We start from the raw sequence: 25,196 nt of genomic DNA on the forward strand, positions 1-25,196 counted from the left end.
CGGGAACGGATGCAGTGACGTTCGCGGATGGACGTGGTTTTCGATTCCGTTGCCCGCTCCTGGATCGCGGACCTGTCCGCGATGAAGTGTTCAACCGTGCATCCGCCGTGCGGTTCGACTCGTATCTCCGGGTGCTTCCAGCCAACAGCGGAAATCTTCCGGAGAACGAACATGAAATCTTTCAGCCAGGCAAAACTGGGTGGCGTGGCGCTCGCCCTCGCATTCGCAACGTGCAATTACGCGCCGGCCGCCGAGGCAGGATCCATGTCGATGGAGCAGACGGTCGAGGTGGGCGGCGCTGCGATGTACCCGTCCAAGAACATCGTCGAAAACGCGATGAATTCTCACGATCACACGACACTGGTCGCAGCGGTCAAGGCAGGGGGGCTGGTCGACACATTGTCGAGCAACGGGCCATTCACGGTATTTGCACCGACCAACGAAGCGTTCGCCGCGTTGCCGGCCGGCACGGTGCAGACCTTATTGAAGCCGGAGAACAAGGCTGTGCTCGTCAAGGTGCTGACGTATCACGTCGTATCCGGACGACTCACGGCGCTCGACCTCGCCAAGGCGGTCGACCAAGGTGGCGGCAAGGCGACGCTGAAGACGGTCGAAGGCGATTCCCTGATCGTCAGCCGTGGCGCGAACGGGCTGGCCGTCACCGACGACAAGGGCAATGTCGCGCATGTCACGATCGGCGATGTCATGCAGTCCAATGGCGTGATTCACGTGGTCGACTCCGTGCTGATGCCCTGATACTTCAGCCAGTACCTGGCAGAAGGCGTGATGTGCGGCAGCAGGCCGCGCGTGCTTGCACATCACGTCGCCCCGTGTGTCGTCGGGGCGCCCCCGTCGCACGGTCGAGCCCGAATGTTCCAAGCGACGATTCGTGATTCGATCCCGGCGATCGACGCCGCGTTTTGCAGAAGCTGCCCGTACCTTCGCGATAGCGACCGGGCGTCACTTCCTTTCGCTCTGCATATTCAGGATCTCTACCGAGCTGAGCGCTCGCGCGCGTGCAAGCTGGTGATCCACAATCGGAAAGGGATAACTTGCGCCGAGTGTGATGGATGCTTGTTGCAGCTCGTCAGTGGAAGCGGTCCATGGGCTGTGGACGGTTTCGGCGGGAAGTGCGTATAGTTCGGGCACCCACCGCCGCGTGTATGTGCCTCTCGGATCGAACTTTTTCCCCTGCAAAACAGGATTGAAGATTCGAAAATACGGGGCTGCGTCGGCGCCGCTTCCCGAAACCCATTGCCACCCGGCGGGATTGCTCGCCTCGTCCGCGTCAACCAGCGTATCCCAGAACCATGCTTCGCCCTCGCGCCAATCGATCAGCAAGTGCTTGGTGAGAAACGACGCTGTCACCATGCGCACGCGGTTGTGCATCCAACCGGTGTGCCAAAGCTCGCGCATGCCGGCGTCCACCAGCGGGTATCCCGTTTTCCCCATTTGCCACATGCGAAGCGCCTTTGCGTCGGTACGCCACGGCATGGCGTCAAACTGGCGCCGAAAATTGAACTGATGAAGGGGTTTGCAGTGATAGAGCAGGTAATACGAGAATTCTCTCCAGCCGAGTTCGCTAAAGAACTTGTTCAACGACTCGTTTTTAGCATCGTCAATGCGAACAATTCGCCTGCTTCGCATGGTGTCTACCGCTGATAACGTTGCGTACCACACTTGCCGGGCCGAGATATTTCCAAAGCGAAGATACGGAGAAAGCCGGCTCGTCGCTTGACTGGCCGGAAAATCTCGGGCGCCGGCATAATCGGAAAACGAGTTTTCAATGAAGGCCTCGAGTTGACGCCCGGCCGCTTCCTCGCCGCATCGCCAGGTCGCACGCAGACCCTCCGCCCAGTCCGGCGTCGAAGGCTGCAGTGCAAGCTCGGGAAGCGTACAGACGTGTGCGCTGACGCATTCGGAGACGGGAAAGAACGTGACCCGAGAGGGCGCCGGTAGTGGACACGGCGGAAAAAAATTGTCGCGGCGAGCGGCTCTCCAATACGCGCTGAATACCTGGAACGGCAAGCCTTCGCGCGTGGTGACTGTCCAAGGTTCCCGCAAGAGATGGCCATTGAAGGTTGACACGTCGATGCCGCGGCCGATCAGGTCTTGCTTGATCGACGCATCCGTTTCCATTTGCGCTTTCGCGTAGCGGCGATTCCAGAAAACCATCGCCGCCCGGGTCTCGATGGCGAGGCGCCTGATGGCTTCGTGTTCGTTGCCGCGAAGCACGATCAGCGAGCCACCGAGAGCGGAAAGCGACTCATCGAGTTTGCGCAGGGACTCGTGCAGCCACCACCGTTGCGCGCCCCCCATCGGACGCCCGAGCTTCGGGGCAGGGTCGTATACGTAGACGCAAACAACAGGATGGCCGGTACTGACCGCATGAGAAAGTGAGGGATTGTCGCCGAGCCGTTGGTCATCCCGAAACCATACGATGACGGGGCGGGATTGATACGGCAGTTCGGAGCTTGTCATGTGCGTTGCCTGAGAAGGTGCGTTGGCAATTTGAACGGGATCGGAGATGAAGCTGGCCTGTGACGCTCCCGGCTCTATCGAGCCGATGTCACTATCCGGCGCGGGCGTCATTCGTGCCGTCTTCGCCGATTGGCGGCGGAGATCGGGGTGTTACGCCATCCCAATGGCGCGCAATCGCAAGTGCGGCCGGCAAGACGAACGCCCAGCCGGTTGCGACAACGACGAGCGCAGCAGCCGGATCTTTGAAATGAACGGCCCCCAGTGCCGCACCTGCGCGAAAGGACGCCGGGCCTGCGAATGCGCCGACGAGCGCCGAGATGAGCGGTCGCTCCCGGAGCCAGCGCAGCAAGGTATTGAGTTGAATCGCGAACAGCGCCCACAACCCCGCAAGCCAGTAAGGCGCCGTGCCTTTGAGCAACACGCCGTTCGGGTACACGAGCAGGCCGGAATGGGCAACGGCGCTGTCCAATAACCATCCGGACACCGTGACCGTGATGACGATCCGCGCCTCGGATGAGGGTCGACGCGCGAAGAGAAGATGGCCGAGCGTCGCGATCAGCGCGTAGGCGACGCCCCACGCGGCGTGATGCGATGCGGCAGTCATCACGCATACCAGCCAGCCAATTTGGGTGGTCGCGAGATATACGCACACGCGAGCGGCGCCCGACTTTTGCATGCTCGACGTCAGCTGATTCGGAGCGCTTCTCATGATCGTTCGCACGGGATCGGTAACGGCATGGTCGCGATGCCGCGTGCCTCGGCGGCGCACGTGGGTGCGCCGAGCAAGGCGATACGTCGCCGTCGACAACGAGCGAAATCGGTCCTGCCGCCACGTCGACGTTGCATCTCGGGGAAAGGGGCAGGTACAACATTCATGGCAGACGGCTCTCACTATCGTCGACGAGCGTGCAGGGAGCGATCGTCGGCATTCCGCATCGATTCAACTATCTATTTCACATACGACGCTGCACTGCGGACGGATGCACTTGCGAAGGGAAGATCTGGATGCCGTTAAGGGGGCGCCGGGTGGCCGGTAGCGCTGTGGATTGCACGGCGGCTTACGATGTCACCGCTGCAACGCGTTTGGACAGCGCGCCTCATGCCGCGCAGGGTCGGGGTTCGAACCCGGCCGACGGGTCAACCGGCCGGCATCCGGGCAGTGCGTTCGAACGTGGCGCCGGACAGCCTGAGCGTGCCGGCGCCCGACCGACGAACATCCGCTCATGGCTCGAAGAGAGGGGGCGCGGCTGCCGTGCGATGCATGCATCCGCTTCCGCGCAAGTTCCGTAAACCCCATACGAGGCGGCGGATGCGGCCGGAATCGTCAGGTATGGAGAGCTCCATGAACATGAAAGCCGGACTGGTCGTCCTGTCGGTGCTGCTCGCGGCCGGTCTCCTCTCCGCGTGCAGCCCGGTGCGGCTCCTGAATGCGCTCGCGCCGAGCTACACGTTCAGTCTGTTCGCAGGTATCCCGTACGGATCCGGCGAGCGCCAGGTGCTCGACGTCTACTTGCCCACGCGTGTCCTGCACCATTGGCCGGCCGATGCGAGTGCGGGCGCCCCGGTGGTCGTGTTCTTCTACGGCGGAAGCTGGCAGTCCGGCGAGCGCAAGGATTATCTGTTCGTGGGAGAGGCGCTGGCGTCGCGGGGGTTTGTTGCCGTCTTGCCCGACTACAGGACGTACCCGGCGACCACCTTTCCCGGTTTCGTCGACGATGCAGCGCAGGCGGTGGCGTGGGCACGCGAGCACGCAGCCGCGTTCGGCGGCGATCCGCGTCGCCTGTTTCTGATGGGGCACTCCGCGGGCGCACAGATTGCCGCCTTGCTTGCGACCGACGGCCGCTATCTGGCCGCACAGGGGGTGCAGAAGAGCGATATCGCCGGCGTGATGGGGCTGGCCGGGGCTTATGATTTCCTGCCGCTGCGTGATGCCACGCTCGAAAGGATATTCCCGCAGGAAGCGCGTGCCGCGAGCCAGCCGATTCGATTCATTCAGGGTACCGAGCCGCCGATGTGGCTGGCCATCGCGGAGAAGGACACGGTGGTCGAGCCCGGCAACACGTACCGCTTCGCGCGCGCGTTGCAAGCCATGGGCGATAGCGTCGTGGTCATGCGTTACAGGAACGTGAGTCACGCGTCGCTCGTCGGCGTTCTGGGCGCGCCGTTGAGAGGGGTGGCGTCAGTGCTAGACGACCTCTCCGCGTTCGTGGATCGTGTCGCGAACGCGTCGAATGCCGGAACCACGCGCAGGCAGCCGACATCGCCTGCCGCCGTGGCTCGTTCTTCGGATTGGGTTCAGTGAGCGGGGCAAGCCCTGCGTGCACGCGAAAGTGTGCCGGTCGGAGGCGACGGCTCGTCGTGCGGTCGGACAGGCCCGCGGCGTGTCCACTCAACGACGAACGAGTCGCAACAGGGGGATATTCGTTGCCAGCGCATTGCGTGCGACGAAGCGCATGACGCGTGTACCGCGCAGCATCTCCGCCTGTCGTCACGGGCAGGTTGGAACAGCCGGCGGCGCTTGCCGCGCTACAGCGCCTTCAGCTCCGGCGTCGTTCCGCCCAATCCCTCTTCGCGAAGAATGACGGCGAGCGCCGTCTCGAGCAATTCGGCTGCGCGGTTCGCCGCGTCTCCAAGGTGGCGATGCAGCAGCGCATCGGCCGGCGATCGCGACACGCATTCGTCGCTGTATCGCTCGAACGCACCGAGCTGCATGATCAATTCGGAGAGATGACGCGGACATTCGCATTTGACGGTGGTGGACAGGCCGCTGAGCGACGCGAGCGTCGCTTCGTCGAAGCGTCGCCGCGTGCGCAGCCAAAGCCCGCGATCCGCGTCATTCGACTGGCGCGACTTGACGACGGCTTGCGCCAGTCTCGAAATGATGGATATCGGATTGGTCTGGCCTTCCGTCGACCGGAACAGCTCGAACCCCGACAGACGCGCCAGCTCGACCGCCTCTGCCGTGCCGAACGCGTACACGACGGCCACGGCGTGCGCGTTGAGCTTTTGCGCCACGTCAGCGAGCTGCGACACGACATCCTCATGGAGCGACGTGGTCGTCGCGATGAGGGCGTCGGCTGACGTACCCGCATGCGCGCCCGCGTCGTCAATCGAGTCGATTCGTGCGGCGACCTGGATGCCCATTCGCTCTATCGCGGATTCCGGAATCGAAAGCGCGCCGATGACCGCGAGGCGCACACTTGACTCGGGAAACGCCGGGTCACGCGTGTTCGTCAACGACAACGCCTCGAGTTCCTCGCGGCCCAGGCTGGCGATCGAGCCGATCGCGTGGCCCTGATTGACGAGCGTTTTCAGCAAACGAATTCGCTGTACGTCGTCGTCCGAGTACAGCCGTTGTCCGGACGGCGTTTTGGGCGGAGCAACCACGCCATAGCGCCTTTCCCAGATCCTCAGCGTGGCTGCCGGCATGCGCGCCAGGCGCGCGGCCTCGCCGCTGCGATAGCGATGAGGCGTATCGCGATCCTTGCGAGGGGGCATCGTTGCTCTCCTAAAGTCGACGTACTGTTGTCTCAGGATTGTACGCAGTTTGCCTGAAATATGAAGCAGGAAAGTGATTCAACATGCGGATTTTCGTCCGGAAAGGTGGTTCGCGAAGCGCGAGCCGGCTAGAATGCTTCGGCGCGGTACCGCCCGGTGTCGCGGGGTCGGTCAGGACGCGCGCGGTGCCGGGCGTCGGGAGGGGCAAGGTGTTTCGTTCGACGCGTGATGACGCGGGCGTTTCCAGGCAGCGCCGTCGCCGTTGGCGTCGTGCCTCACCTGGGGGCGCGGTCGGCCGGGAGGGCAGTTGGCTGCGTTGTCATGCTGGCCGCCGGCGCAGCCGACAGACGGGTGAGCGTGGTCGTGGTGCGGCGACCGATTCGAATGCGGGGTGTGCCGCGAAGTGGCGATGCAGGTGTCTCGACAACCCGGGCGGCGATCATCAACCGCGAAACGTCCCATGAAGACTTTAAGGCTTGTGCTCGGCGACCAGCTGGACCCGAATCATCATTGGTTTTCCGATGTCCGGGCCGAAACGACCTACGTGCTGATGGAAGTTCGGCAGGAGACCGACTACACGCTCCATCACGCTCAGAAGCTGATTGCCATCTTTGCGGCGATGCGTCGCTTCGCGAAGCTGTTGCGCGATGCGGGCCATCGCGTGCACTACATCGAGATCGACGACCCGCTCAATCGTCAGGCCATTCCCGCCAACCTGGACAGTGCCGCCGAGCTTCACGGCGCAGCGTGCATCGAGTATCTGCTGCCGGACGAATGGCGTGTCGACCAGCAGCTGAGCGCTTATGCGGCCGCGGCGAGCGTGCCGGTTCGCGCGGTCGATACCGGTCATTTCCACACGACGCGCGATGAGGTCGGGCGTGTGCTCGGAACGGGCCGATCATGGATCATGGATCGCTTCTATCGAGCCATGCGCGTGCGGCATCGCGTATTGCTCGACGGGGAAGGGCGGCCGGCAGGCGGGCAGTGGAACTACGATGCCGAAAACCGCCAGGCGTGGCCCGGCTCGCCCGCGGAACCGGCCGACTGGCGTCCGCATCACGATCATCGCGCGCTGTGGCATCAGATCGTTGCGGCGGGCGTGCGCAGCTTCGGGGAGCCGTCGGCCGGCGACTTCCGCTGGCCCGTCGATCGAGCCGAAGCGCTCGCCTGCCTCGATGCCTTCATCCGGCACGCACTGCCGTTTTTCGGGCAGTTCCAGGACGCGATGCACGGGAGTGCGCGGCGCCTGTTCCACTCGATGCTGTCGTTCGCGCTCAATGTGAAAATGCTGAATCCGCGCGAAGTCGTCGCGCGGGCCGAGCACGCGTATCGCAGCGGCGCGGCGCCGCTTGCCGCGGTCGAAGGGTTCATCCGGCAGATACTGGGCTGGCGCGAGTTCGTGCGAGGCGTGTACTGGGCACGCATGCCGGGCTATGAAACAAGCAATGCGTTCGGTCATCGCCGCCCGTTGCCGCATTGGTTCTGGGATGGCCGCACGCGAATGGCCTGCCTGTCGCATGCGCTGCGGCAGTCGCTCGAAGACGCGCATGCGCACCATATCCTGCGGCTGATGGTGATCGGCAACTTTGCGCTGCTGGCCGGGCTGGATCCGCACGAGGTGCATGAGTGGTACCTCGGCGTCTATATCGATGCGTTCGAATGGGTCGAGATGCCGAACACGCTCGGCATGAGTCAATACGCCGACGGCGGCGCAATGGCGACCAAGCCCTACGTTTCCAGCGCCGCGTACATCCATCGGATGAGCAATTACTGCAAGGGCTGCGCGTACGACCGCCATGCCCGAACCGATGCGCGCGCATGCCCGTTCAACGCGCTGTACTGGGACTTTTTCGACCGGCACCGGGACGCGCTGCAACACAACAATCGGCTCGGGATGGTCTATCGGCAGCTCGCGCGCTTCGATGACGAGGCGCTCGAAGCGATTCGCATGCAGGCGGACAGCGTGGTGCGGAATATCGAATCGCTGTAGGCCGTTCCGTGATCGGCGCCGCCGGTCAGTGCGTGATCAGGGTGTCGGCCACCGCGCCGCCGAGGCCGGTGCCGCTGAGCCACGCGCCTTCGATCTTGCCGCCGCCCAGCCAGTCGCCGCACAGTCCGATGCGCGGGCCTGCCCGCCACGCAAAGCGGCCGGGAGCCGCGACAGACGACGGCGCCGGCTCGGCATAACGCCAGCGATGGGCGGTTGCCGTGTCGGCGGTGGCGCCCACGATGTCTCGAAAGGCGTCCAGCAGCGTGCGCGTGATCTGCTCGGGCGGTGCGCTGCTGTTCTTGTACCTGCTGTTCCTTTTCGACCGGAGCCTCACGTCCGAGCTGGGCGTCGCAGTCTTCAAGGCTTTCCTTTCCAGCATCGTCGTCAAGCTGATCGTCCTCGCATTGTCGTGGGCCTTCGTCCACCTTTTTGTGCGCCGGCAAGTTGCCGTTCGATTGACGATCGTTCGTTATCCGCACGTTCCGGAAAGGGGCGGCATGTCTCGGATGCTCAAGGGATCGGCGCACTCGCGCGCAATACCCGGCCCCGCCGCTGCAAATGCCGATTCAACGGCCGCGCGGATCACAGCCGTCGCCCGGTCCGACCCGCGCGGCGCGATCGAACCGCGAAGCGATTTGCGCGCTCATTGCTCGAGATAGATCTTGAGTCGCATCAGGCTGCGGCGGATCCAGCTCTTCATCGTGCCGAGCGGCACCTGCATGCGTTCGGCCAGATCCGCATACGACGCGCCGCTATGAAACGCTTCCCGCAGCACATACGCCTGCCGTTCGCCCAGGTGCGCGAGCCCGCGCTCCAGACGCAGGCGCTCCTGGCTCGCCTGCGCGCCGAGATCGGGCGTCGGGTTTTCGTCGGGGATCGACAGCGCCAGTTCGTCGTCGAGCGGAAGCTCGCGGTGCTGCCTGATCCGGTCGATGGTCCGATTGCGTGCGAGCGTCATCAGCCATGTCATCGCCGTGCCGCGTCGGGCGTCGAATGCATCGGCGCGACGCCACGCCGTCGTGAACACGTCCTGAAGCAGGTCCTCCGCTTCGTGGCGGTCGCGGATCATCCGGACGATCGCGCCGTACAGCCGCGCCGCCGTCAATCGATACAGCTGCGCGAACGCGGGCTCGTCGCCGGCGGCGACGCGAGACAGCAAGTGGTCGAGTTCCGCATGCGCGTCGGATGCTTCGTCGGGCTGAACGACCGCATCGGCGGTGAGTTCGGTTCTGTCGCCCGCGCGCGGCCTCCCGCGCGACGCGCCCCGGCGTGGCTGTCTGCCTGAATGCAGCGTCGTCGATCGACCCTGGCCGGAAGACGGGCGGAGTGAATCGTGCGAACAGTTCATCGGGAACTCCGTATGGCTTTGCGCTTCGCGCTGTTGCGCGCCCGCGGCGACGAGCGGGCGCGGCTCATGGCCGGGCACGGCGCCGGCGCATTCGTCGCGAATGCCTGTCGCGCGCGTTATGCATGCTTTCCGGACAACAACGCGAGAAACTCTCGGCGAAGCGATGGGTCCGCGAGAAATTTCCCGCGCATCACGCTGTTGGTCATTTTTGCCTGGTCGTCCTTGGTGCCGCGCCAATGCATGCAGAAGTGCTCGGCCTCGAGCACGACGGCGAGCCCATCGGGCGAGATGCGCGATTCGAGGAGGTCGGCAATCTGCTTGACCGCTTCTTCCTGGATCTGCGGGCGCGTCATGACCCAGTTCACCAGCCTTCCGTACTTCGACAGGCCGATCAGGTTCGACGTGGCGCTGGGCAGCACGCCGATCCAGATGCGGCCCATGATCGGGCAAAGATGATGCGAGCAGGCGCTGCGCACGCGCAGCGGCCCGACGATCAGCAACTCGTCCAGCCGCTCGACGTTCGGGAATTCGGTGACGGACGGCGCCGCGTCGTAGCGGCCCGCGAACACTTCCCGGATGAACATCTTCGCGACGCGCCGTGCGGTTTCCCGGGTGTTGTGGTCGTTGTCGACATCGATCACGAGCGAGCGCAGCACGGCTTCCATTCCCTGCGCAACTTCGTTCTGCAACGCATCCAGTTCGCCGTCGCGCAGGTGCGCGGCGATGTTGTCGTTTGCATGGAAGCGCGCGCCCGCGTTCTCGAGCCGACGACGAATGATGTGCGACAGAGGAATGCCCTCGTCGATCGCGGTCAAGGTGTGCTCGGGAGCGTCGATCAGATTTCCCATTTCGGTTCGTTTCTCGAGGTTAGGGGGTGAGGCGATGGATCACGACTGAGGCGATGCGATGCGTTGCCTGTGTTCCTTGGCTAGGAGTCGGGCGAACGCCGCCGCGATTTCGACGGCGCGTCGATCGGGTGACGTTCACCTGCGCGCGCGCGGGCGTGCGTGGCGGCCCGGCAGCGTCGCAGGAGACCCGGCCCTGATCGCGCACGACGGACCCGTCGGCGTTGCCGGAGCCCAGCCGCCGACGTCCCGGCGGAACCGCAATATCGGGTCGTTCGCCGTCGGCTTCGCTGCGAGCGTGACGGCGGCCGATTGTTGCAACTTGGCCAGGACGAATGCCTGGTCGATGCGGCCGCCGACCGAGCGAAACAGGTGGAACCCGGCAAGGCGAACCAGCGAGAGGGCCTGCACGCTGCCGTACTCGTAGATGAGCGCGGCCGCGCGGACACGGCGCGCCAGTGCCAGCGACACGAACTGAATCGCCAGGTCCATCTGCAGCGACGTGACCTCGGCGATCAGCGCGTCGACCGCCGGGCCTGGCTGCCGCAGCGCCCGCGACACCGATTCGACGCGCTCGCTGACGTGCAGGCCGGCGCGTTCGATCGTTTCGTCGGATGCGGTCAGGCCGCCCGTGACGAGCAACGTCGGACACGGGCGAGCCGCGACGGTGTTCGATCGCCATTCGTGCAGTGCGCCGTTCAGGGCGGCGCTTGCACACCGGTCGGTCACCTGCGGCGAACGATGCGGGCAGCGTTGACCGCGCTGCTGCGCGGCGACCCGCAAGCGCGACGCAATCGGCCGGTCGGGCGCCGCACCGGCGTGGTGTGACGGGCTGCGCGCCGGGGCGACGGACACGCGCGCCATCAATGAAGCCGGACACGCCGGAAACCGGCGCGGCTTGATGTCGTGATTGCGTGTTGGCACGGGGCCTCCCTCGGTCGATTCATGCGTCACAGCTGGATTGTATGCAAATTTTCCGGAAAGTGAAGCGGAAAAGTGATTCATGGAATAATTTGTACCGGAAGTTTGTGCGTCAAGTGTCGCGACGGCACCGGAAAATCGCGTTTCCAGCACGTGAGTGCTCATTCCTGCAAAGGGGTTGCGTGTTTTGAATGCATATGAAACGACTTTTGAGGTCAATGGGCTGGCGGCCAAGCTATGTCAAGGTGGGCCGGGAAGTGCGCCGGAAGAAGCGCGATTTCGATGCATGTATCGAGCGTGTCGCACATTTGCGTGTCGATGTGGCGGAATCCGGCCCGTGGCCGTTCGCGCCAGCGAACATGACCGGGCTTTCACGCCAGCGTCGTGACGCTGAGACGGGGTGGAGTGAACCGCCTGGAGGCAACCGGGCATGCTGCGATCCAGACGGCCGCGGGGAAGGGGGAGGGCCGCCCTGACGAGCGCGCCTGCGCGCACCGGTGCCGATCGATCCCGGTGAACCGAAACAGGGGCGAGCATGCCGTCCCGGCCCGATCGAAGCGCTATCCGGGCCCGCGCGCTGCTCGCGACCGGCTCATCGATGCGAAGTCAACGACGTGCAGCGTTTGCCTTCATGCGGGAGGGCTGCCGCCGATTCCGACGGCAACGCGCCGAGCAATATCGGACTTCGTCCCAAGCGGCCTTCCATTTCTTTCTCCAGCTGAAAGGCAAGCCGCAGGTCTCGCAGGTCTTCTCAGGCAAGTGCATCTTGTTGGCCATCGCGTATCACGCGTCGAGAAGGATCGCTGGCGAACGGTCCGGTCGAACGGCGCTGCCGGCCTCGATACATTGGACCAGTCGCCATCGCTCGCCGTCGAATCAGCGCGCGTCGTCGCCCAGCAACTGGCGGCGCAGCGATTTTGCCCGCGTGCGCGGGTCGAGCCAGATCGCGAAGAATGCGCGCGCGAACGCCGGGTCGGTCACGTCGGCCGTGAGGCGGCCGTTGGTGTAGAAGCGTGCGCCGCGCTCGGGGAAATACACGCCGCAAAGCACGTCGCCGCGCGAGACGTCGGTGAACGCCCGTTCGATATCGCGGCGCCATGCATCGAGCGTCGCAGCCGGCAACGGCGCGGGGGCGAGGCGCTCGATCTCGTCCATGCCCGTCGCGACGAGCCGCTCGCCTTTCACGTCGTGACGGTAGGCCAGCGACAACGCAAACGGCGTGTCGAACGCGCCGGGGGGCCGGGGCGCCCACAGCTGGGCGTCGTACAGGCAGATGCCCAGGATGCAGAATCGGCCGGATCCGATCAGTCGCGCCGATCCGATATCGTCGACGCAGCTCGCGCCGGCGAACAGCGGCGCAGCCAGCGCCGCGGCCGCGGCGAGCATCGCAAGCCGGCGCCTCATGTCAGCCGCCCGACGACACGATGAAATGCATCACGTCGGTCCGCCGCTCGGCGAATCCCGCTTCGCAATAGGCGAGATAGAGGCGCCAGGTGCGAATGAACGTCTCGTCGAACCGTTGCGCGCGCACCGAGTCGATGCGTGCCTCGAACGTGGCCCGCCACGTGCGCAGCGTGCGCGCGTAGTCGTCGCCAAACGCGAGCACCGGTTCGGCGGCCAGGCCGGCCCGCCGCGCGGCATCGACGAAGCGCTCCGGGCTCGGCAGCATCCCGCCGGGAAAGATGAACTCGCGAATGAAGTCGCTTGACGTGCGGTACGCGTCGAACAGCGACTCGATGATCGTGATCGATTGAACCAGCGCGCGAGCCCCGGGCTTCAGGCGCTGCCTGAGCGTGTCGAAGTACACCGGCCAGTATGTTTCGCCCACGGCCTCGAACATCTCGATCGACACGATCGCGTCGTATTGGCCGTCGACGTCGCGATAGTCGCGCAATTCGAGCGTGACGCGATCGGACAGCCCGTCGCGCGCAACGCGCTCGCGAGCCAGCGCGTATTGCGCCTGCGAGAGGGTGACGCCATGCACGCGGATGCCTTGCCGTGCGGCATGCAACGCGAACCCGCCCCAGCCGCAGCCGATCTCGAGCACGCGCATGCCGGCGCGCAGGCCGAGCGAATCGACGATGCGCTGATACTTTGCCGTTTGCGCGTCGGCGAGCGAACGCTGCGCGTCGCCGTCGAAGCATGCGCTCGAATACGTCCACGTGTCGTCGAGCCACAACCCGTAAAAGTCGTTGCCGAGATCGTAGTGCGCGTGGATGTTGCGGCGGCTGCCGGCCCGCGTATTCATCCTCAGCCGGTGACGCAGCGCGTACCAGACGCGTGCCAGGCGGCCGCCGGTAACCGTCTTCGCGATCACCGGCTGGTTGCGGATCGCGAGGCGCAGCAGCGCGACGAGCTCGGGCGTGTCGATCCAGCCGGCGCGATACGCTTCCGCGAAGCCGATGTCGCCCGCGCGCAGGATCGCACGGCACGCCCGCCAGTCGCGGACCTGCAGCGTCGCGGCCGGCTGGCAGTGCGGATCGCCGAACACATGCTGCGCGCCTTCGGGCGTCACGAGCGTCAGGTGACCGTCGTGGATTTGCCGTAGCAACGCGATGAACCACCGGGCCGAGAGCGGCATCGCCGGTTGCGATGCGGGAGACAGCAGGCGCAGCAAGGTCATGGACGAGCCTCGTGATCGGACATCGCCGAGCGGCCGCGTGGCGACGCGCCCGGCGAACGGGACAATGGCGAATCGGCAGCGGCAGCTCGGCCGGGGGGCGTCTTGCCGTGGAACGGCACGCGCGCGAGCCACAGCCGCAGCGCTTGCCAATGAATGCGAATGACGACGTTGACCGCGTTCAGCGGCTGCCGGGCCAGCGCGCGCCACGCGCGTGCCGCTGTCAGCGGCGCGGACCGCATGCCGATGGCCGTGCGCAGCAGCAGGCCTTCGTCGTCGCGATAGTCGATCGCCACGCTCAGATGATCGCCGCGCTGACGCACGCGAAACGCGTATTCCCCGACGATGTCGCAAAACGGCGAGATATGAAACGTCTTGCGGCAGACGAGCACGGTGTCGGCGTCGATCGGCGCATGGCGCATCGCGCTCAGCAGGTAGCCGTGGTGCGCACCGAACGTGTTGCGCACCTCGGCGTACAGCGCGCGCAGCCGGCCCGCGCGGTCGTAGCAGTACCAGAAGCTCACCGGGTTGAACGCGTAGCCGAAGATGCGCGGGATCGTTTGCAGCCAGATCGGGCCGTCGGCGGGAATGCCGGCGTGCGCGAGGACATCGCGCATCCACGGGCCGAGCGCGCGGCCGTCGCGCGGGCCGTAGTCGCGGCAAGCGAGCGCGAGCGGGGCCCGGCGATCGATGCCGAACCAGCCGGCGTCGATCTCGTCCAGCCGCTCGACGTCGCAGCACACCTGGAATAGCGGGTACGCGAACGCATGGCGCACCGGCCGCAGCCGTTCGTGCATCACGGTGCCGACGAGCAGCCGGGCGGCCGTGCCGTCGCGGGCGAAGGGCGCGTTCATGGGCGAGCCCAGGCCGGCGCGACGCCGAAGCTGCTGGCGACGCGCAACGCCGATTTCAGTCCATCCTCATGGAACCCGTAGCCCGTCCACGCGCCCGCAAACCACGTATTGCGCCGCCCTTGCAGCATCGGCAGGCGATGCTGCGCATCCACGGCCGCGAGGTCGAGCAGCGGGTGCTCGTAATCGTAGCGGCCGAGCTGGGTGTCGGGCGCGGGCGCGTCGACCGGATTCAACGTGACGACGACCGGCGAGCGGAACGGCAGCGGCTGCAACTGGTTGAGCAGGTAGCTCACGCACACGGGCGATTCGCCGCCGTTGCGCCTCGGCCGCCCGCCCAGGTAGTTCCACGCCGACCACACGCGCCGCCGACGCGGCAGCAACGCCGTATCGGTATGAAGCACCGCGACGTTGTGCTGGTAGCGCACGGCGCCGAGCACGTCGCGCTCGGCGTTGCTGGCATCCGCGAGCAGCCGCAGGCTGGTCGGCGCATGGCACGCGAGCACGACCGCGTCGAAGCGCTCTTGACCGGCCGTGTCGGTCGCCACCGTCACGCCCGCGTCGTCGCGCCGTATCGCGCGGACCGGCGTATTCACGCGCACGTCGTCGAGCGTCGCGGCGATGCGCTCGACGTACTGCCGCGCGCCGCCCGCGACGGTGCGCCAGGTCGGCCGGTTGTTGACCTGCAACAACGCGTGATTCAGGCAGAAGCGCAGGAACGTCGCCGCCGGAAACCGCAGGATGTCGTTGGCCGCGCTCGACCAGATCGCGGCCGCCATCGGCAGCAGGTAGTGATGCTGGAACGATGCGCCGTAGCCGCCGGCCGTGAGCAGTTCCCCGACCGAAAGACGCTCCCGGCTCGCCGATTCGAGGTGATCTTGCGCGGACGCGTTGAAGCGCAGGATGTCGCGCAACATCCCGAGGAAGGTCGGCGAGAACAGGTTGCGGCGTTGCGCGAACACTGTGTTCAGGTTGCTGCCGGCCCATTCGAGCCGGCCGCCGTCGACCGACACCGAAAACGACATGTCGGTCGAATGGGCGGCCACGCCCAGTTCGTCGAACAATGCGATCAGGTTCGGATAGGTCCGGTCGTTGAACACGAGGAAGCCCGTGTCGACGGGGTGGCGTGCGCCGTCGAGCTCGACGTCGACCGTGTGCGTGTGGCCGCCGAGATAGTCGGCGGCCTCGAACAGCGTCACGCGGTGACGGCGGGCCAGCAAGTACGCACTGGCCAGGCCCGCGATGCCGGCGCCGACGACGGCGATCCGCCGGCCGGGCAGCGACATGGAAAGTTCCGGGTGCATCGCGAAGGGTCTCCGTCAATCACAAGAGCAGGTTCGGGAATCACATGTGCTCATATACGACGCACCGCGCGCGGCGGATGCAGGTGCGGCCGTCATTCGCGATCGCCGGGCGACGCGAAGCCCGGCTTGCCGATCTGGTCCGGTGTTTGCGGCACCCGCCTGAAGCGCGACGTGTCGTAACCCATCGCATCGAGCCGGGCGAGCAGCGAGCGATAGGTGGCCTCGTCCATCGTCGGCTCGCGCGAGAAGATCCAGCCGAGCGTCTTGCCCGGGTAGCCGAGGATCGTGTACCGGTAGTCGGGGTCGACGTAGAGCGTCAGTTGCGTGACATACACCGGCCAGAACAGCCGCACGCGCCATTCGCCCCCGCCGCTGCCGGGCTTGACGGAGTCGACGAACCGATAGTGCTGCTCGGGCTGGTCGAAGCCGCCCTTGCGGCCGGCGAAGGCGTCGTCGATCCGGCCGTCGTCGCGCAGGCGCCATTCGGCCCGGCTGCCGACGAAGTTGCGTTCCGCGAAATACGGGATATTGGCGATCACGTACCAGCGGCCCATGTAGCGCGGCAAGTCGACGGGGACGGTCGACAGCGGAACGGCGGCGCGCGGATTCGGGTTCGGCGGGCTGCCCGAGCACCCGGCGGCCCCGATCGCGAGCGCCGTCACGACCGTGACGGCGACGCGGCGGACGACCCGGTACGGGATCGCGGCCCTCATGCGAGACCCCGGCGCTTGTCGAACAGATAGTGGGCGACGCCCCATTCCTGCCCGTCGGCATGGCCGAACAGCTCGGCGACCGCCATGTAGAACATCCGCCAGCGCTGGAACCAGATGCGGGCGTCGGCGCCGTAGACCGTCTCGAAGATCGGCATGATCCGGTGACGCGCCGCGTCGAGCGACGCGAGCCACTGATTGGCCGTGCGGGCGTAGTGAGTGCCGTCGAGCCACCATTGGCGGGTGACGCGCAGGTCGTCCTGGAACCGCAGCAGCAGGTCGGCCGACGGCATCGTCCCGCCCGTGAAGAAATGGCGCGACATCCAGTCGGTGTCGTCGCGCACCGCGAAGTGATAGGCGAGCAGCTTGTGCGCGAAGATGTGCACGAAGAGCTTGCCGTCGTCGTGCATCCAGCGCGCGATTTTCGCGAGCAGTTGCCCGTAGTTCTTCATGTGCTCGAACATCTCGATCGAGAGCACGCGGTCGAAACCGGCGTCCGCGGGATCGAAGTCGAACTCCACCACGTTGCCGGTCACGATGCGCAGGTTCGTCAGCCCGCGCTGCGCCGCGCGTTGCTCGATGAAGTGGCGTTGACCGTGCGAATTCGACAGGCCGACGATCTGCGCCGCCGGATACCGCTCGGCGAGCCAGAGCGACAGCGAACCCCAGCCGCACCCGAGGTCGAGCATGCGCTGGCCGTCCGCCAGCCTGGCGCGCTGCGCGTACAGCGCCAGCATGGCCTCCTCTGCCTGCGACAGCGTTTCGTCGCCGCGCGGGTAATAGCCGCACGAGTATTTGAGCCGCGGGCCGAGATGGGCCTCGAAGAAGCTGCCGGGCACCTCGTAATGCTGCGTGTTCGCCGCGAGCGTCTCGATGGCGATCGGGCTCGCGCCCAGCTCGCGCACCACCGTGTCGTGGGCCGCCGCGCGCTGTTCGGCGTCATACGCGTGTTCGGCGCGCAGGCGTTGCCGCATGAGCGAGCGCATGCCGGCCCGGATCAGCCGGTCCGGCAGCCAGCCGCGCTCGCAGCAGCGAATCAGCCAGGAGTCGTTGGGTGCCGCCACCGAGGCCGGCGACGGTTGCGAGGTGGTAGCGGTCATGATCGCGTGCTCCGGTCTTCAGGGTGATCGGATCGAGTGGGGGAAGGGCTGGGCGTCGGCCTCGGCGGCCACGGAACGATGGCGCTGGTCGTGCGCAGGTACTCGCGGTAGCCCGGCCGGGTTTGCACCAGACGCGCTTCGAGCAGCGGCAAGCCGGATACCTTGAGCAGCAGCCATGCCATCAGGAAGGGCGGTATCAGCGTCAGCCAGCCCCACGGCATGCCGATCGCCAGGGCCGTGTAGGCGAGCCAGTGCACGCACTCGAAAAAATAGTTGGGGTGCCGCGAATAGCGCCACCAGCCGGCGCGACAGACCTGGCCGGCGTGGCCGGGATCCGCGAGAAACCGCTTGAGTTGCCGGTCGGCGGCGGTCTCTCCGGCGACGGCGGCGATCCAGATCGCGACTGCCGCCGCAATCGCGAACCGGGACGGGGCTGCCGTGCTGTATGCGGGGATGAAGAACGCGAGCGAAAGCAGCATCGAGATCAGCGCTTGCAACTGGAACAGCCAGAACATGTTGCGCGGCGCGGCGTCGCCCCACTGCAGGCGGAACTGTCGATAGCGCGGGTCCTCCGGCTGCCCGCGATTGCGCCGCCACAGGTGCCGCGCGAGTCGCAGCCCCCAGATGCCGCCGCCGGCGGCGACGAGCGCACGGTTCAATTCCGGGCCGGTAGCCAGCACGGCGACGAACACGGCGACGCCGCCGAGCGTCGCGGCCCAGACCGGATCGATCATCCCGGCGTTCCGGGAACGCAACTGGGCAATCCACACGGCCGTGAAGGACACGATCAGTCCGACGAAGGCGAGGAGGGCAACGACGACGGCGGGCATACGGGCTCCGGGGACGCGATATCCCCTTATACGGAGCCGGCGACCGACCGGATGCAACCGGATGCGGCGAAATGCGGCGTGATCCCGTCGAGAGAGCCAGCAACGGGCGGCACGCCGCCGCGTTTCGTGCGTGGAGCGCGCGTTGCGCGCGTCAAGCGGTGTGCATCGCGCCGGTGGCGAGCACTGGCCCGGTGGGTTGGCCGCTCGGCGAGCCGCCGCGAGGCTCGAGCGATACGGCGAGCACCGCGCGCGCATCGAGTCGCGCGACGATCGCTTGCGGCAGCGTCATCGACGCCGGTGCGTTCGACGCGAATACGCCGAGCGAGATCGGCTTCGCGTTCGGCGGAATCAGCCAGAGCTCCGTCGAGCGATCCGCGGCGATCGGTGGCGTGTTCGCGGGCACCACGACCATCCGGGCACGCCGCAAGTCGACCGTCGCGGTCCACCGTGCGACGCCATCCGCTTGTGCGAGCGTGGCCGCCATGTAGCGGCTGTCCTCGGCAGCGGGGCGCGGCGGCGCTTCGTCCACCCGGATCACGTTGACCGTGAGCAGCCCCAGCGCCGCCGCGCTCGCGCCGATGCCGACCCAGCGCCACAGTCGCAGGCTGTTCCACCATCCGGCGGATGGCGCAGCGCTGCTTGCGCGCGGCGGGATGAAGCCCAACTGGTGCTGGATCCTCGTCCAGGTTCGCGCGGGCGGGTCGACGGGCGTGATGTCGTCCGCGAGCGCGGCGAGGCGGCGCTGCCAGCGCTCGAGCGTGGCTTGCAACGCCGGGTCGCGAGCGGCGGACTGCTCCAGCTCGCGGCGCGCGTCAGCGTCGAGCACGCCGAGCGCGTATTCTGCGCAGCGCAATTCGGGATTGTGATCGGCCGGCGTATTCATTGCTCCAGGCACACCTTCAGCTGCATCAGGCTGCGCCGGATCCAGCTCTTCATGGTTCCGAGCGGCACACGCAGTCGCGCTGCCAGCTCACTGTAGGTCGCGCCGCTGAAGAAGGCCTCGCGCACCGCGCGGCCCTGCTGCGGATCGAGTTGCGCGAGGCAGTGCTCGAGGCGCAGGCGCTCCTGCGAGGCCTCCGCCAGCGCGGCGGGCGTCGGATCTTCGGCGGGAAGCGCCAGCGCCTGTTCGTCGTCGAGTTGCGCGTCGCGATGCTGCCGCAAGCGGTCGATCGTCTTGTTGCGCGCCAGCGTGATCAGCCACGTCATCGCGCCGCCGCGTGCCGGGTCGAACGCGTCGATGCGTCGCCATGCGGTCGTGTAGACCTCCTGGAGGAGATCCTCGGCTTCCCCGTGATCGTGAAGCATGCGCACGATTGTCCCGAACACCCGCGACGCGGTCAGCCGGTACAACTCCGCGAAAGCAGCCTGATCGCCGGCTGCCGCCTGAAGCATCACCCGATTCAGATGTTCGCGGCGCGCGACATCCGCTTCGGCATCGCGCGAAGGGGCCGACTGATCGAAGCCGCTGGCACCGCTTGGCGTGTCGCTCATGCGAAGTGGATGGCGCGGATCGCCATGATGTGGATGTCGAGCGAAATATAGCACTCTCGGATGCATCTGATTGAGCGATCGACGGCGCGCCCGCTGTGAAATCTTCAACCAGATACGAGCGACTCGTCCGCGCGGATGCAGGCAGCCGCAACGTGCGGCGCATGCGGCAGACCCCCGTCGGTTGAGTGCACAATGACCGGGTTTTGTGTCTGGAGAGCTATTCGATGAAGCGAAGTATCGTTGGCCGACCGCTGTGGGCGGCGGGCGTGATCGCGGCGGGCGCCGCACTGGTGCTGGCGGGATGTGCAGGCCTCGCCGGCGGGCCCAGCGGGAATGCACACGTTCCGCAACCCGCGAAATCCGTCGATCTCGATCGCTACGTCGGCAGATGGTACGAATTCGCGCGGTATGAAAACCGCTTCGAGCGCGGATGCGACGGCGTGACGGCCGAGTATGCGAAGCGGGAAGACGGTCTCATCGACGTGCGCAATACTTGCCGCGAAGGCGGGCCGGACGGCCGCGCGCGCACCGCCGACGGGCGCGCGAAGATCGTGGCCGACAGCGGCAACGCAAAGCTGAAAGTGTCGTTCTTCGGGCCGTTCTTCTTCGGCGATTACTGGGTGCTCGATCGCGCCGACGACTACTCATGGTCGATCGTCGGTGAACCGTCGGGTCGGTTCCTGTGGATCCTGACGCGCGACGCGAAGCCCTCCGCCGAACAGGCCGCGGCGCTTGTCGAACGGGTTCGGGCGCTCGGTTACGACACGGCGATGTTGCGGCGCACTGCGCATTAGGGCGACCGCACGCAACGCGCGTGCACGGCGCCATTGGGCCGGGAGTGACGCCGAGCCCCGCGTAGGCGCGCAACCGTGGCCGATGGCGACGGCGAAAGGCGGGATGACGCCGATGGAGCCGGCGTGATGGTGTCGATGCCCGTCAACGTGGTGCGGCGTCCGCATGGACGCCGCGAGACTCGCGCGTGGGGTGGGGCGATACGAAGCGGCGCGCGCGTTGCCGCGCTCGCTCCGTTCGGCGGATCGTCGTGCACGCCCGATGCCGGGCATCGGGCGCGAACGGTCGGTAGGCTAGATCTGGGCGCGGTCGCGCGAATTCACGGCGACCACCGCGGGCGATTCGGCCAGCGGGACGAATCGTCGGGTGGTGCCGTCCAGCGCGTCGATGCCGCCCGTCTCGATGTCGTAGACCCAGCCGTGCAGGTTCAGGCGTCCTTGCTCCAGGGCAAGCGCGACTGACGGGTGGGTGCGCAGGTTCGCCAGCTGCGCGATCACGTTTTCGCGCACGAGCCCGTCGAGTTTCGCGCGCGGCGTGTCGTATTCATGCGCGGCGTTGATGACGCGCGCGGAATCGGCGTGACGCAGCCAGTTCGCGACGGCCGGCAGATGATCGAGGCAGGTGCAGCGCGAAATCGCGCCCATCGCGCCGCAATCGGAGTGGCCGCAGATCACGATATCCCGAACGCCGAGAACGGCGACCGCGTATTCCACGGTGGCGGACACGCCGCCCGGTTCCGGGCCGTACGACGGCACGATATTGCCCGCATTGCGGATCACGAACAGTTCGCCCGGCTCGCGCTGCGTGAGCAGCTCAGGGACGACACGGCTGTCGGAGCACGTGACGAACAGCGCCTTGGGGTTTTGTGACGTGGCGAGTTGCTTGAAAAGCGCCTCACGTTGCGGGTAGATGTCGCGTTGAAAACGCAAAAAACCATCGATGATATCTCGCATGCTCGCTCCAGAACTTCAGACGTATGATCAGCGCAGCAGTAGCAGGTACGCCTGCGCGGCGAGCATCATAATGCAGATATCCGCCGTGCGCAGGAATGGCGAGCGGCATCGCCCGGGACCCGCCCCAGGATGCCGCGACGAATGTCGATTCGTTTTTTGCATAAGTATCGCTAACCATTTCGGAGAATGGGGGGCTGCATTTCCATGCCGTTTTCCGGTGAGGGCGATCCTGGACGTATCGGATCCAGCGGAATGTCCCCAATAACTATCCCCGTCGAATCAGGTGGCTGCTGTCTGGCTGGTCAGTCAGGGATGCCGAGAACGATTCAGGTGCGACCCGTGGCGTCGGCCTTCCGGCCCGGCACGATCTCGCAGAAGAATTCCTGGTGACGCGCACCGAGCCGGCGGGCCGCCTCGTAGCGATGAAAGTGACTGGCGAGCCAGAACCTGCAGCCGTCGAAGAACACTTTCATGGCCGGCCGTGCCGCGCGCATCGAATTCGAGCGGATGGACGCGATGGCGTCGTCCAGCGCATCGATGTCGAACGAAGTGTCGAGCAGCATCGCCTCATCGACCGAAAGCTGTAAAAACTTGAGGTAATCGATTCCGAGCACGCCGACCGGCAGCCGGGTCGGAGCGGGAACCGGCGAACGAAAATTGCCGGGCATGGTGACAGGGGATTGCGCAGCGCGGTGAGCCGTTTCGAGGTCGCGTCGACGCAGGCGCCGCCGCCGCCGGGCGACGAACGCCACGGCGATGCAGCGTCAATCGTTTGCCATGAGATGACTGATGATCAGCGCCGGATCCGCGATGTCCAGGATCAGCCGACGGAAGATGCGCTTTCGCATATGGTCTTCGTCGAGCATCCAGGGCTCGCCCTTTTTGCCGAGGTACTGGGCGAGCGCATCCTTGTTGGCGGCGCCGCCAGGAAGCTCGAGGCGGGCGGCCAGCAACCCTGCCAGGACATCGTCGATTTCGATGTCAAGCGGTTTCGAATCAATGTGAAGCACGAGTTTCATGTCGATTCCGGGCAAAAAGCGGCGCCGCGGCCCGCATCGCGCGTGCGGCGCCCAACGCGTTGCGCCGGCCGCGACTGTTCAGCCGGCGCAGACACGAACCGCTACCGGGTCAATACTCGAGCGCCGGTGTCGCGTGCGGGGCCGGCTTCTCGTCCTTGGGTGCGTCGGCAACCGATGCATCGGTCGTGAGGATCAGGCCGGCGATCGACGCGGCATTTTGCAATGCCGTGCGCGTCACCTTGGTGGGATCGACGACACCGGCCTCGACGAGGTCGACGAACTCGCCGGTGGCCGCGTTGTAGCCGAAGTTGCCCGTGCCTGCCAGTACCTTCGCGATGACGACCGACGGCTCGTCCCCGGCATTCGACGCGATGACGCGCAGCGGCGCTTCGAGCGCGCGCAGCACGATGTGGATCCCCGCGTCCTGGTCGCTGTTGGCGCCTGTCAGGCCCGTGACCGTCGAGCGCGCGCGCAGAAGCGCCACGCCGCCGCCGGGCACGATCCCTTCCTCGACCGCCGCGCGCGTGGCGTGCAGCGCGTCGTCCACGCGGTCCTTCTTCTCCTTCATCTCGACTTCGGTCGCCGCTCCGACCTTGATGACGGCCACGCCGCCCGCGAGCTTCGCGACGCGTTCCTGGAGCTTCTCGCGATCGTAGTCGCTGGTGGCTTCCTCGATCTGCGTGCGGATCGACTTCACGCGCGCATCGATGCGCTGCTCGTCGCCGGCGCCGTCGATGATGATCGTGTCGTCCTTGCGCACCTCGACGCGCTTTGCCTGCCCCAGATCCTCGAGGGTTGCCTTTTGCAGCTGCTTGCCGGTCTCTTCCGAGATGACGGTTGCGCCGGTCAGGATCGCGATATCCTCCAGCATCGCCTTGCGACGGTCGCCGAACCCGGGCGCCTTGACGGCCGCGACTTTCAGGATGCCTCGCATCGCGTTCACCACGAGCGTGGCCAGGGCTTCGCCTTCGATATCTTCCGCCACGATCAGCAGGGGCTTGCCTGCCTTCGAGGTCGCCTCGAGGATGGGCAGCAGATCCCGGACGTTCGAGATCTTCTTGTCGTGCAGCAGGATCAGCGCGTCGTCCAGGTAGGCCGCCTGCTTGTCGGGATCGTTGATGAAGTAGGGGCTGATGTAGCCGCGGTCGAACTGCATCCCCTCGACGACATCCAGCTCGTTGTCGAGGGATTTGCCGTCCTCGACCGTGATGACCCCTTCCTTGCCGACCTTCTCCATTGCGTCGGCGATTATCTTGCCGATCGCCTCGTCGGCGTTCGCCGAGATCGAGCCGACCTGCGCGATCTCCCGGCTCGTGGAAATCGGCTTCGACAGGTCGCGAAGCGCGTCGAGCACGGCGGCCACCGCCTTGTCGATGCCGCGCTTCAGGTCCATCGGGTTCACGCCGGCGGCGACGTGCTTCATGCCTTCCTGCACGATCGCCTGCGCGAGCACGGTGGCCGTGGTGGTGCCGTCGCCGGCCACATCCGCGGTCTTCGATGCGACCTGCTTGACGATCTGCGCCCCCATGTTTTCGAAGCGCTCCTTCAGCTCGATTTCCTTCGCGACCGACACGCCGTCCTTCGTGATGACGGGCGCGCCGAAGCCGCGCTCGATCAGCACGTTGCGGCCCTTCGGCCCGAGCGTGACCTTCACGGCGTCGGCGAGCACGTTCACGCCCTTGACGATGCGGCCGCGGGCACTGTCGTGGAATTTGACGTCTTTTGCACTCATGTTTGGACTCCGGATCATAGTCGTTGACTCGACGCGTCGCGAACCACCGGTCAGGTGTTCGCGACCGGTTCAGGTTTTCAGGCGGCCTTGCGGGCGGTGCCGGCGTCGGCCTCGAGGACACCCATGACGTCCTCCTCGCGCATGACGAGGAGTTCCTCGCCATCGACCTTGACGGTCTGGCCCGCGTATTTGCCGAAGAGCACCTGATCACCGACTTTCAACTGGAGCGCACGCAGCGTTCCATCCTGGAGCAGCCGGCCGCCGCCGACCGCGATGACTTCGCCTTGTTCGGGCTTTTCCGCGGCCGAGTCGGGAATCACGATGCCCGACGCCGTCGTCCGCTGCGTCTCGATTCGCTTGACGATAACCCGGTCGTAGAGGGGGCGAATCTGCATTCTCATCTCCTGAGCGATTGAACGTTCACGAAAAAGGGAATCCGGCTGCCGGCCGTCGCGACTCGTGCGTCGCCGCCGGGCAGCCGCGCCACTGTCTGGCGGGAACCGAAATAGAGGCGCCAGCCGCACGCTTCAAGAGGGCGCCCAAACGCCTGTTTGTAACAATTTGTTTCAGCCGGGCATCGGGGGGCGACGGCTCTTTCCGAGGCGACGAGGCGTGCGGCGTATTGCCTGCGCAGCGGCCGTGACCGTGCCGGGAAGGCGGCATGCGCACACGCTCGGCCGGTTCCCGAAGCCTGTCGGCGAGGCCCGTGAA

26 protein-coding genes and 1 pseudogene are annotated in these 25,196 nt (G+C 66.2%); 5 read left to right on the forward strand and 22 right to left on the reverse strand.

The genetic code is table 11. The features are described from left to right. Window positions 1-171: 171 nt before the first annotated feature. A complete protein-coding gene (locus HWX39_RS23680; protein ID WP_175970400.1) occupies window positions 172-756 on the forward strand; it encodes a fasciclin domain-containing protein in 585 nt (194 codons plus the stop codon). Between the two features lie 204 nt (window positions 757-960). Here the strand turns inward: HWX39_RS23680 and HWX39_RS23685 are convergent, their stop codons facing one another. Beyond that, window positions 961-2,481, reverse strand: coding sequence for a deoxyribodipyrimidine photo-lyase (locus tag HWX39_RS23685; protein ID WP_175970401.1), 1,521 nt, complete (start codon window positions 2,479-2,481; stop codon window positions 961-963). A gap of 91 nt (window positions 2,482-2,572) precedes the next feature. Beyond that, window positions 2,573-3,157 (reverse strand): DUF2878 domain-containing protein, encoded by a 585-nt coding sequence (locus HWX39_RS23690; RefSeq protein WP_244135080.1) that lies wholly within the window; start codon window positions 3,155-3,157, stop codon window positions 2,573-2,575. Between the two features lie 666 nt (window positions 3,158-3,823). Here HWX39_RS23690 and HWX39_RS23695 point away from each other — a divergent pair. Next, the gene (locus HWX39_RS23695) at window positions 3,824-4,783 is read left to right on the forward strand and encodes an alpha/beta hydrolase (RefSeq protein ID WP_175970235.1); all 960 of its coding nucleotides are present in this window, start codon (window positions 3,824-3,826) and stop codon (window positions 4,781-4,783) included. A gap of 224 nt (window positions 4,784-5,007) precedes the next feature. Here the strand turns inward: HWX39_RS23695 and HWX39_RS23700 are convergent, their stop codons facing one another. Continuing rightward, window positions 5,008-5,979, reverse strand: a complete 972-nt coding sequence (locus HWX39_RS23700; RefSeq protein ID WP_175970236.1) for a MerR family transcriptional regulator — start codon at window positions 5,977-5,979, stop codon at window positions 5,008-5,010. Between the two features lie 460 nt (window positions 5,980-6,439). Here HWX39_RS23700 and HWX39_RS23705 point away from each other — a divergent pair, with 460 nt between their 5' ends. After that, a complete protein-coding gene (locus tag HWX39_RS23705) occupies window positions 6,440-7,969 on the forward strand; it encodes a cryptochrome/photolyase family protein (RefSeq protein ID WP_175970402.1) in 1,530 nt (509 codons plus the stop codon). Between the two features lie 25 nt (window positions 7,970-7,994). Here HWX39_RS23705 and HWX39_RS23710 read toward each other — a convergent pair whose 3' ends face one another. Next, complete coding sequence (locus HWX39_RS23710) at window positions 7,995-8,207, reverse strand: hypothetical protein (protein WP_244135082.1); 213 nt, start codon at window positions 8,205-8,207, stop codon at window positions 7,995-7,997. A gap of 46 nt (window positions 8,208-8,253) precedes the next feature. Here HWX39_RS23710 and HWX39_RS23715 point away from each other — a divergent pair. Continuing rightward, a pseudogene (locus HWX39_RS23715) lies at window positions 8,254-8,391 on the forward strand (succinate dehydrogenase, cytochrome b556 subunit); the annotation flags it as partial. Between the two features lie 221 nt (window positions 8,392-8,612). Here HWX39_RS23715 and HWX39_RS23720 read toward each other — a convergent pair. From HWX39_RS23720 to HWX39_RS23780, 13 genes are all read right to left on the reverse strand, one after another. Continuing rightward, window positions 8,613-9,317 (reverse strand): sigma-70 family RNA polymerase sigma factor, encoded by a 705-nt coding sequence (locus HWX39_RS23720; protein WP_175970237.1) that lies wholly within the window; start codon window positions 9,315-9,317, stop codon window positions 8,613-8,615. Window positions 9,318-9,433: 116 nt separating this feature from the next. After that, window positions 9,434-10,165, reverse strand: coding sequence for a GTP cyclohydrolase I (locus tag HWX39_RS23725; protein ID WP_175970238.1), 732 nt, complete (start codon window positions 10,163-10,165; stop codon window positions 9,434-9,436). Between the two features lie 135 nt (window positions 10,166-10,300). Continuing rightward, on the reverse strand, window positions 10,301-11,248 hold the full coding sequence (locus HWX39_RS23730) for a hypothetical protein (protein WP_244135083.1): 948 nt from the start codon (window positions 11,246-11,248) through the stop codon (window positions 10,301-10,303). A 441-nt stretch (window positions 11,249-11,689) separates the two neighbouring features. Then, window positions 11,690-11,860 carry a DUF2256 domain-containing protein gene (locus HWX39_RS23735; RefSeq protein WP_175970239.1) on the reverse strand — a complete coding sequence of 57 codons (171 nt, stop codon included), beginning with the start codon at window positions 11,858-11,860 and terminating at the stop codon, window positions 11,690-11,692. A 99-nt stretch (window positions 11,861-11,959) separates the two neighbouring features. Then, a complete protein-coding gene (locus HWX39_RS23740) occupies window positions 11,960-12,487 on the reverse strand; it encodes a chalcone isomerase family protein (protein WP_175970240.1) in 528 nt (175 codons plus the stop codon). Between the two features lies 1 nt (window position 12,488). After that, on the reverse strand, window positions 12,489-13,706 hold the full coding sequence (locus tag HWX39_RS23745) for a cyclopropane-fatty-acyl-phospholipid synthase family protein (protein ID WP_175970241.1): 1,218 nt from the start codon (window positions 13,704-13,706) through the stop codon (window positions 12,489-12,491). Then, window positions 13,703-14,557: a DUF1365 domain-containing protein gene (locus HWX39_RS23750; RefSeq protein ID WP_175970242.1), complete on the reverse strand. Its 855-nt coding sequence runs from the start codon at window positions 14,555-14,557 to the stop codon at window positions 13,703-13,705. Before HWX39_RS23750 ends, HWX39_RS23745 begins: the two co-directional genes overlap by 4 nt. Next, window positions 14,554-15,858, reverse strand: a complete 1,305-nt coding sequence (locus HWX39_RS23755; RefSeq protein WP_175970243.1) for an FAD-dependent oxidoreductase — start codon at window positions 15,856-15,858, stop codon at window positions 14,554-14,556. Before HWX39_RS23755 ends, HWX39_RS23750 begins: the two co-directional genes overlap by 4 nt. A gap of 92 nt (window positions 15,859-15,950) precedes the next feature. Further along, complete coding sequence (locus HWX39_RS23760; protein ID WP_175970244.1) at window positions 15,951-16,571, reverse strand: lipocalin family protein; 621 nt, start codon at window positions 16,569-16,571, stop codon at window positions 15,951-15,953. Beyond that, on the reverse strand, window positions 16,568-17,668 hold the full coding sequence (locus HWX39_RS23765) for a cyclopropane-fatty-acyl-phospholipid synthase family protein (protein WP_175970245.1): 1,101 nt from the start codon (window positions 17,666-17,668) through the stop codon (window positions 16,568-16,570). Before HWX39_RS23765 ends, HWX39_RS23760 begins: the two co-directional genes overlap by 4 nt. Beyond that, on the reverse strand, window positions 17,665-18,498 hold the full coding sequence (locus HWX39_RS23770; RefSeq protein WP_175970246.1) for a DUF1295 domain-containing protein: 834 nt from the start codon (window positions 18,496-18,498) through the stop codon (window positions 17,665-17,667). The genes HWX39_RS23765 and HWX39_RS23770 overlap by 4 nt, the downstream gene beginning before the upstream one ends. Window positions 18,499-18,649: 151 nt before the next feature. Continuing rightward, entirely contained in the window at window positions 18,650-19,381 is a 732-nt protein-coding gene (locus HWX39_RS23775; RefSeq protein ID WP_175970247.1) for an anti-sigma factor, read from the reverse strand. Beyond that, window positions 19,378-19,989, reverse strand: coding sequence for a sigma-70 family RNA polymerase sigma factor (locus HWX39_RS23780; RefSeq protein ID WP_175970404.1), 612 nt, complete (start codon window positions 19,987-19,989; stop codon window positions 19,378-19,380). Before HWX39_RS23780 ends, HWX39_RS23775 begins: the two co-directional genes overlap by 4 nt. Window positions 19,990-20,213: 224 nt before the next feature. Here HWX39_RS23780 and HWX39_RS23785 point away from each other — a divergent pair, with 224 nt between their 5' ends. Further along, the gene (locus tag HWX39_RS23785; protein WP_175970248.1) at window positions 20,214-20,783 is read left to right on the forward strand and encodes a lipocalin family protein; all 570 of its coding nucleotides are present in this window, start codon (window positions 20,214-20,216) and stop codon (window positions 20,781-20,783) included. Between the two features lie 291 nt (window positions 20,784-21,074). On the opposite strand, the gene HWX39_RS23790 is transcribed toward HWX39_RS23785, so the two are convergent. The 5 genes from HWX39_RS23790 to HWX39_RS23810 form a co-directional block, all read right to left on the reverse strand. Further along, a complete protein-coding gene (locus HWX39_RS23790; protein ID WP_175970249.1) occupies window positions 21,075-21,734 on the reverse strand; it encodes a carbonic anhydrase in 660 nt (219 codons plus the stop codon). A 326-nt stretch (window positions 21,735-22,060) separates the two neighbouring features. Then, window positions 22,061-22,486 carry a hypothetical protein gene (locus HWX39_RS23795; RefSeq protein ID WP_175970250.1) on the reverse strand — a complete coding sequence of 142 codons (426 nt, stop codon included), beginning with the start codon at window positions 22,484-22,486 and terminating at the stop codon, window positions 22,061-22,063. Between the two features lie 12 nt (window positions 22,487-22,498). After that, complete coding sequence (locus HWX39_RS23800; protein ID WP_175970251.1) at window positions 22,499-22,753, reverse strand: hypothetical protein; 255 nt, start codon at window positions 22,751-22,753, stop codon at window positions 22,499-22,501. 109 nt (window positions 22,754-22,862) lie between these two features. Continuing rightward, window positions 22,863-24,485, reverse strand: coding sequence for a chaperonin GroEL (gene groL, locus HWX39_RS23805; RefSeq protein WP_175970252.1), 1,623 nt, complete (start codon window positions 24,483-24,485; stop codon window positions 22,863-22,865). Between the two features lie 77 nt (window positions 24,486-24,562). After that, window positions 24,563-24,880: a co-chaperone GroES gene (locus tag HWX39_RS23810; protein WP_175970253.1), complete on the reverse strand. Its 318-nt coding sequence runs from the start codon at window positions 24,878-24,880 to the stop codon at window positions 24,563-24,565. Window positions 24,881-25,196: the final 316 nt, after the last annotated feature.

It is taken from the genome of Burkholderia sp. BCC0322 (assembly GCF_902833045.1).
Taxonomy (GTDB): domain Bacteria; phylum Pseudomonadota; class Gammaproteobacteria; order Burkholderiales; family Burkholderiaceae; genus Burkholderia.

Coding starts and splice junctions, on each gene's coding strand:
- HWX39_RS23740 (WP_175970240.1), bottom strand. CDS start 12,487: ATGAGGCGCCGGCTTGCGATGCTCGCCGCGGCCGCGGCGCTGGCTGCG.
- HWX39_RS23730 (WP_244135083.1), bottom strand. CDS start 11,248: ATGAGCACTCACGTGCTGGAAACGCGATTTTCCGGTGCCGTCGCGACA.
- HWX39_RS23800 (WP_175970251.1), bottom strand. CDS start 22,753: ATGAAACTCGTGCTTCACATTGATTCGAAACCGCTTGACATCGAAATC.
- HWX39_RS23770 (WP_175970246.1), bottom strand. CDS start 18,498: ATGCCCGCCGTCGTCGTTGCCCTCCTCGCCTTCGTCGGACTGATCGTG.
- HWX39_RS23680 (WP_175970400.1), top strand. CDS start 172: ATGAAATCTTTCAGCCAGGCAAAACTGGGTGGCGTGGCGCTCGCCCTC.
- HWX39_RS23705 (WP_175970402.1), top strand. CDS start 6,440: ATGAAGACTTTAAGGCTTGTGCTCGGCGACCAGCTGGACCCGAATCAT.
- HWX39_RS23780 (WP_175970404.1), bottom strand. CDS start 19,989: ATGAGCGACACGCCAAGCGGTGCCAGCGGCTTCGATCAGTCGGCCCCT.
- HWX39_RS23685 (WP_175970401.1), bottom strand. CDS start 2,481: ATGACAAGCTCCGAACTGCCGTATCAATCCCGCCCCGTCATCGTATGG.
- HWX39_RS23690 (WP_244135080.1), bottom strand. CDS start 3,157: ATGCAAAAGTCGGGCGCCGCTCGCGTGTGCGTATATCTCGCGACCACC.
- HWX39_RS23700 (WP_175970236.1), bottom strand. CDS start 5,979: ATGCCCCCTCGCAAGGATCGCGATACGCCTCATCGCTATCGCAGCGGC.
- HWX39_RS23735 (WP_175970239.1), bottom strand. CDS start 11,860: ATGGCCAACAAGATGCACTTGCCTGAGAAGACCTGCGAGACCTGCGGC.
- HWX39_RS23790 (WP_175970249.1), bottom strand. CDS start 21,734: ATGCGAGATATCATCGATGGTTTTTTGCGTTTTCAACGCGACATCTAC.
- HWX39_RS23775 (WP_175970247.1), bottom strand. CDS start 19,381: ATGAATACGCCGGCCGATCACAATCCCGAATTGCGCTGCGCAGAATAC.
- HWX39_RS23695 (WP_175970235.1), top strand. CDS start 3,824: ATGAACATGAAAGCCGGACTGGTCGTCCTGTCGGTGCTGCTCGCGGCC.
- HWX39_RS23765 (WP_175970245.1), bottom strand. CDS start 17,668: ATGACCGCTACCACCTCGCAACCGTCGCCGGCCTCGGTGGCGGCACCC.
- HWX39_RS23745 (WP_175970241.1), bottom strand. CDS start 13,706: ATGACCTTGCTGCGCCTGCTGTCTCCCGCATCGCAACCGGCGATGCCG.
- HWX39_RS23760 (WP_175970244.1), bottom strand. CDS start 16,571: ATGAGGGCCGCGATCCCGTACCGGGTCGTCCGCCGCGTCGCCGTCACG.
- groL (WP_175970252.1), bottom strand. CDS start 24,485: ATGAGTGCAAAAGACGTCAAATTCCACGACAGTGCCCGCGGCCGCATC.
- HWX39_RS23750 (WP_175970242.1), bottom strand. CDS start 14,557: ATGAACGCGCCCTTCGCCCGCGACGGCACGGCCGCCCGGCTGCTCGTC.
- HWX39_RS23720 (WP_175970237.1), bottom strand. CDS start 9,317: ATGAACTGTTCGCACGATTCACTCCGCCCGTCTTCCGGCCAGGGTCGA.
- HWX39_RS23785 (WP_175970248.1), top strand. CDS start 20,214: ATGAAGCGAAGTATCGTTGGCCGACCGCTGTGGGCGGCGGGCGTGATC.
- HWX39_RS23725 (WP_175970238.1), bottom strand. CDS start 10,165: ATGGGAAATCTGATCGACGCTCCCGAGCACACCTTGACCGCGATCGAC.
- HWX39_RS23755 (WP_175970243.1), bottom strand. CDS start 15,858: ATGCACCCGGAACTTTCCATGTCGCTGCCCGGCCGGCGGATCGCCGTC.
- HWX39_RS23810 (WP_175970253.1), bottom strand. CDS start 24,880: ATGCAGATTCGCCCCCTCTACGACCGGGTTATCGTCAAGCGAATCGAG.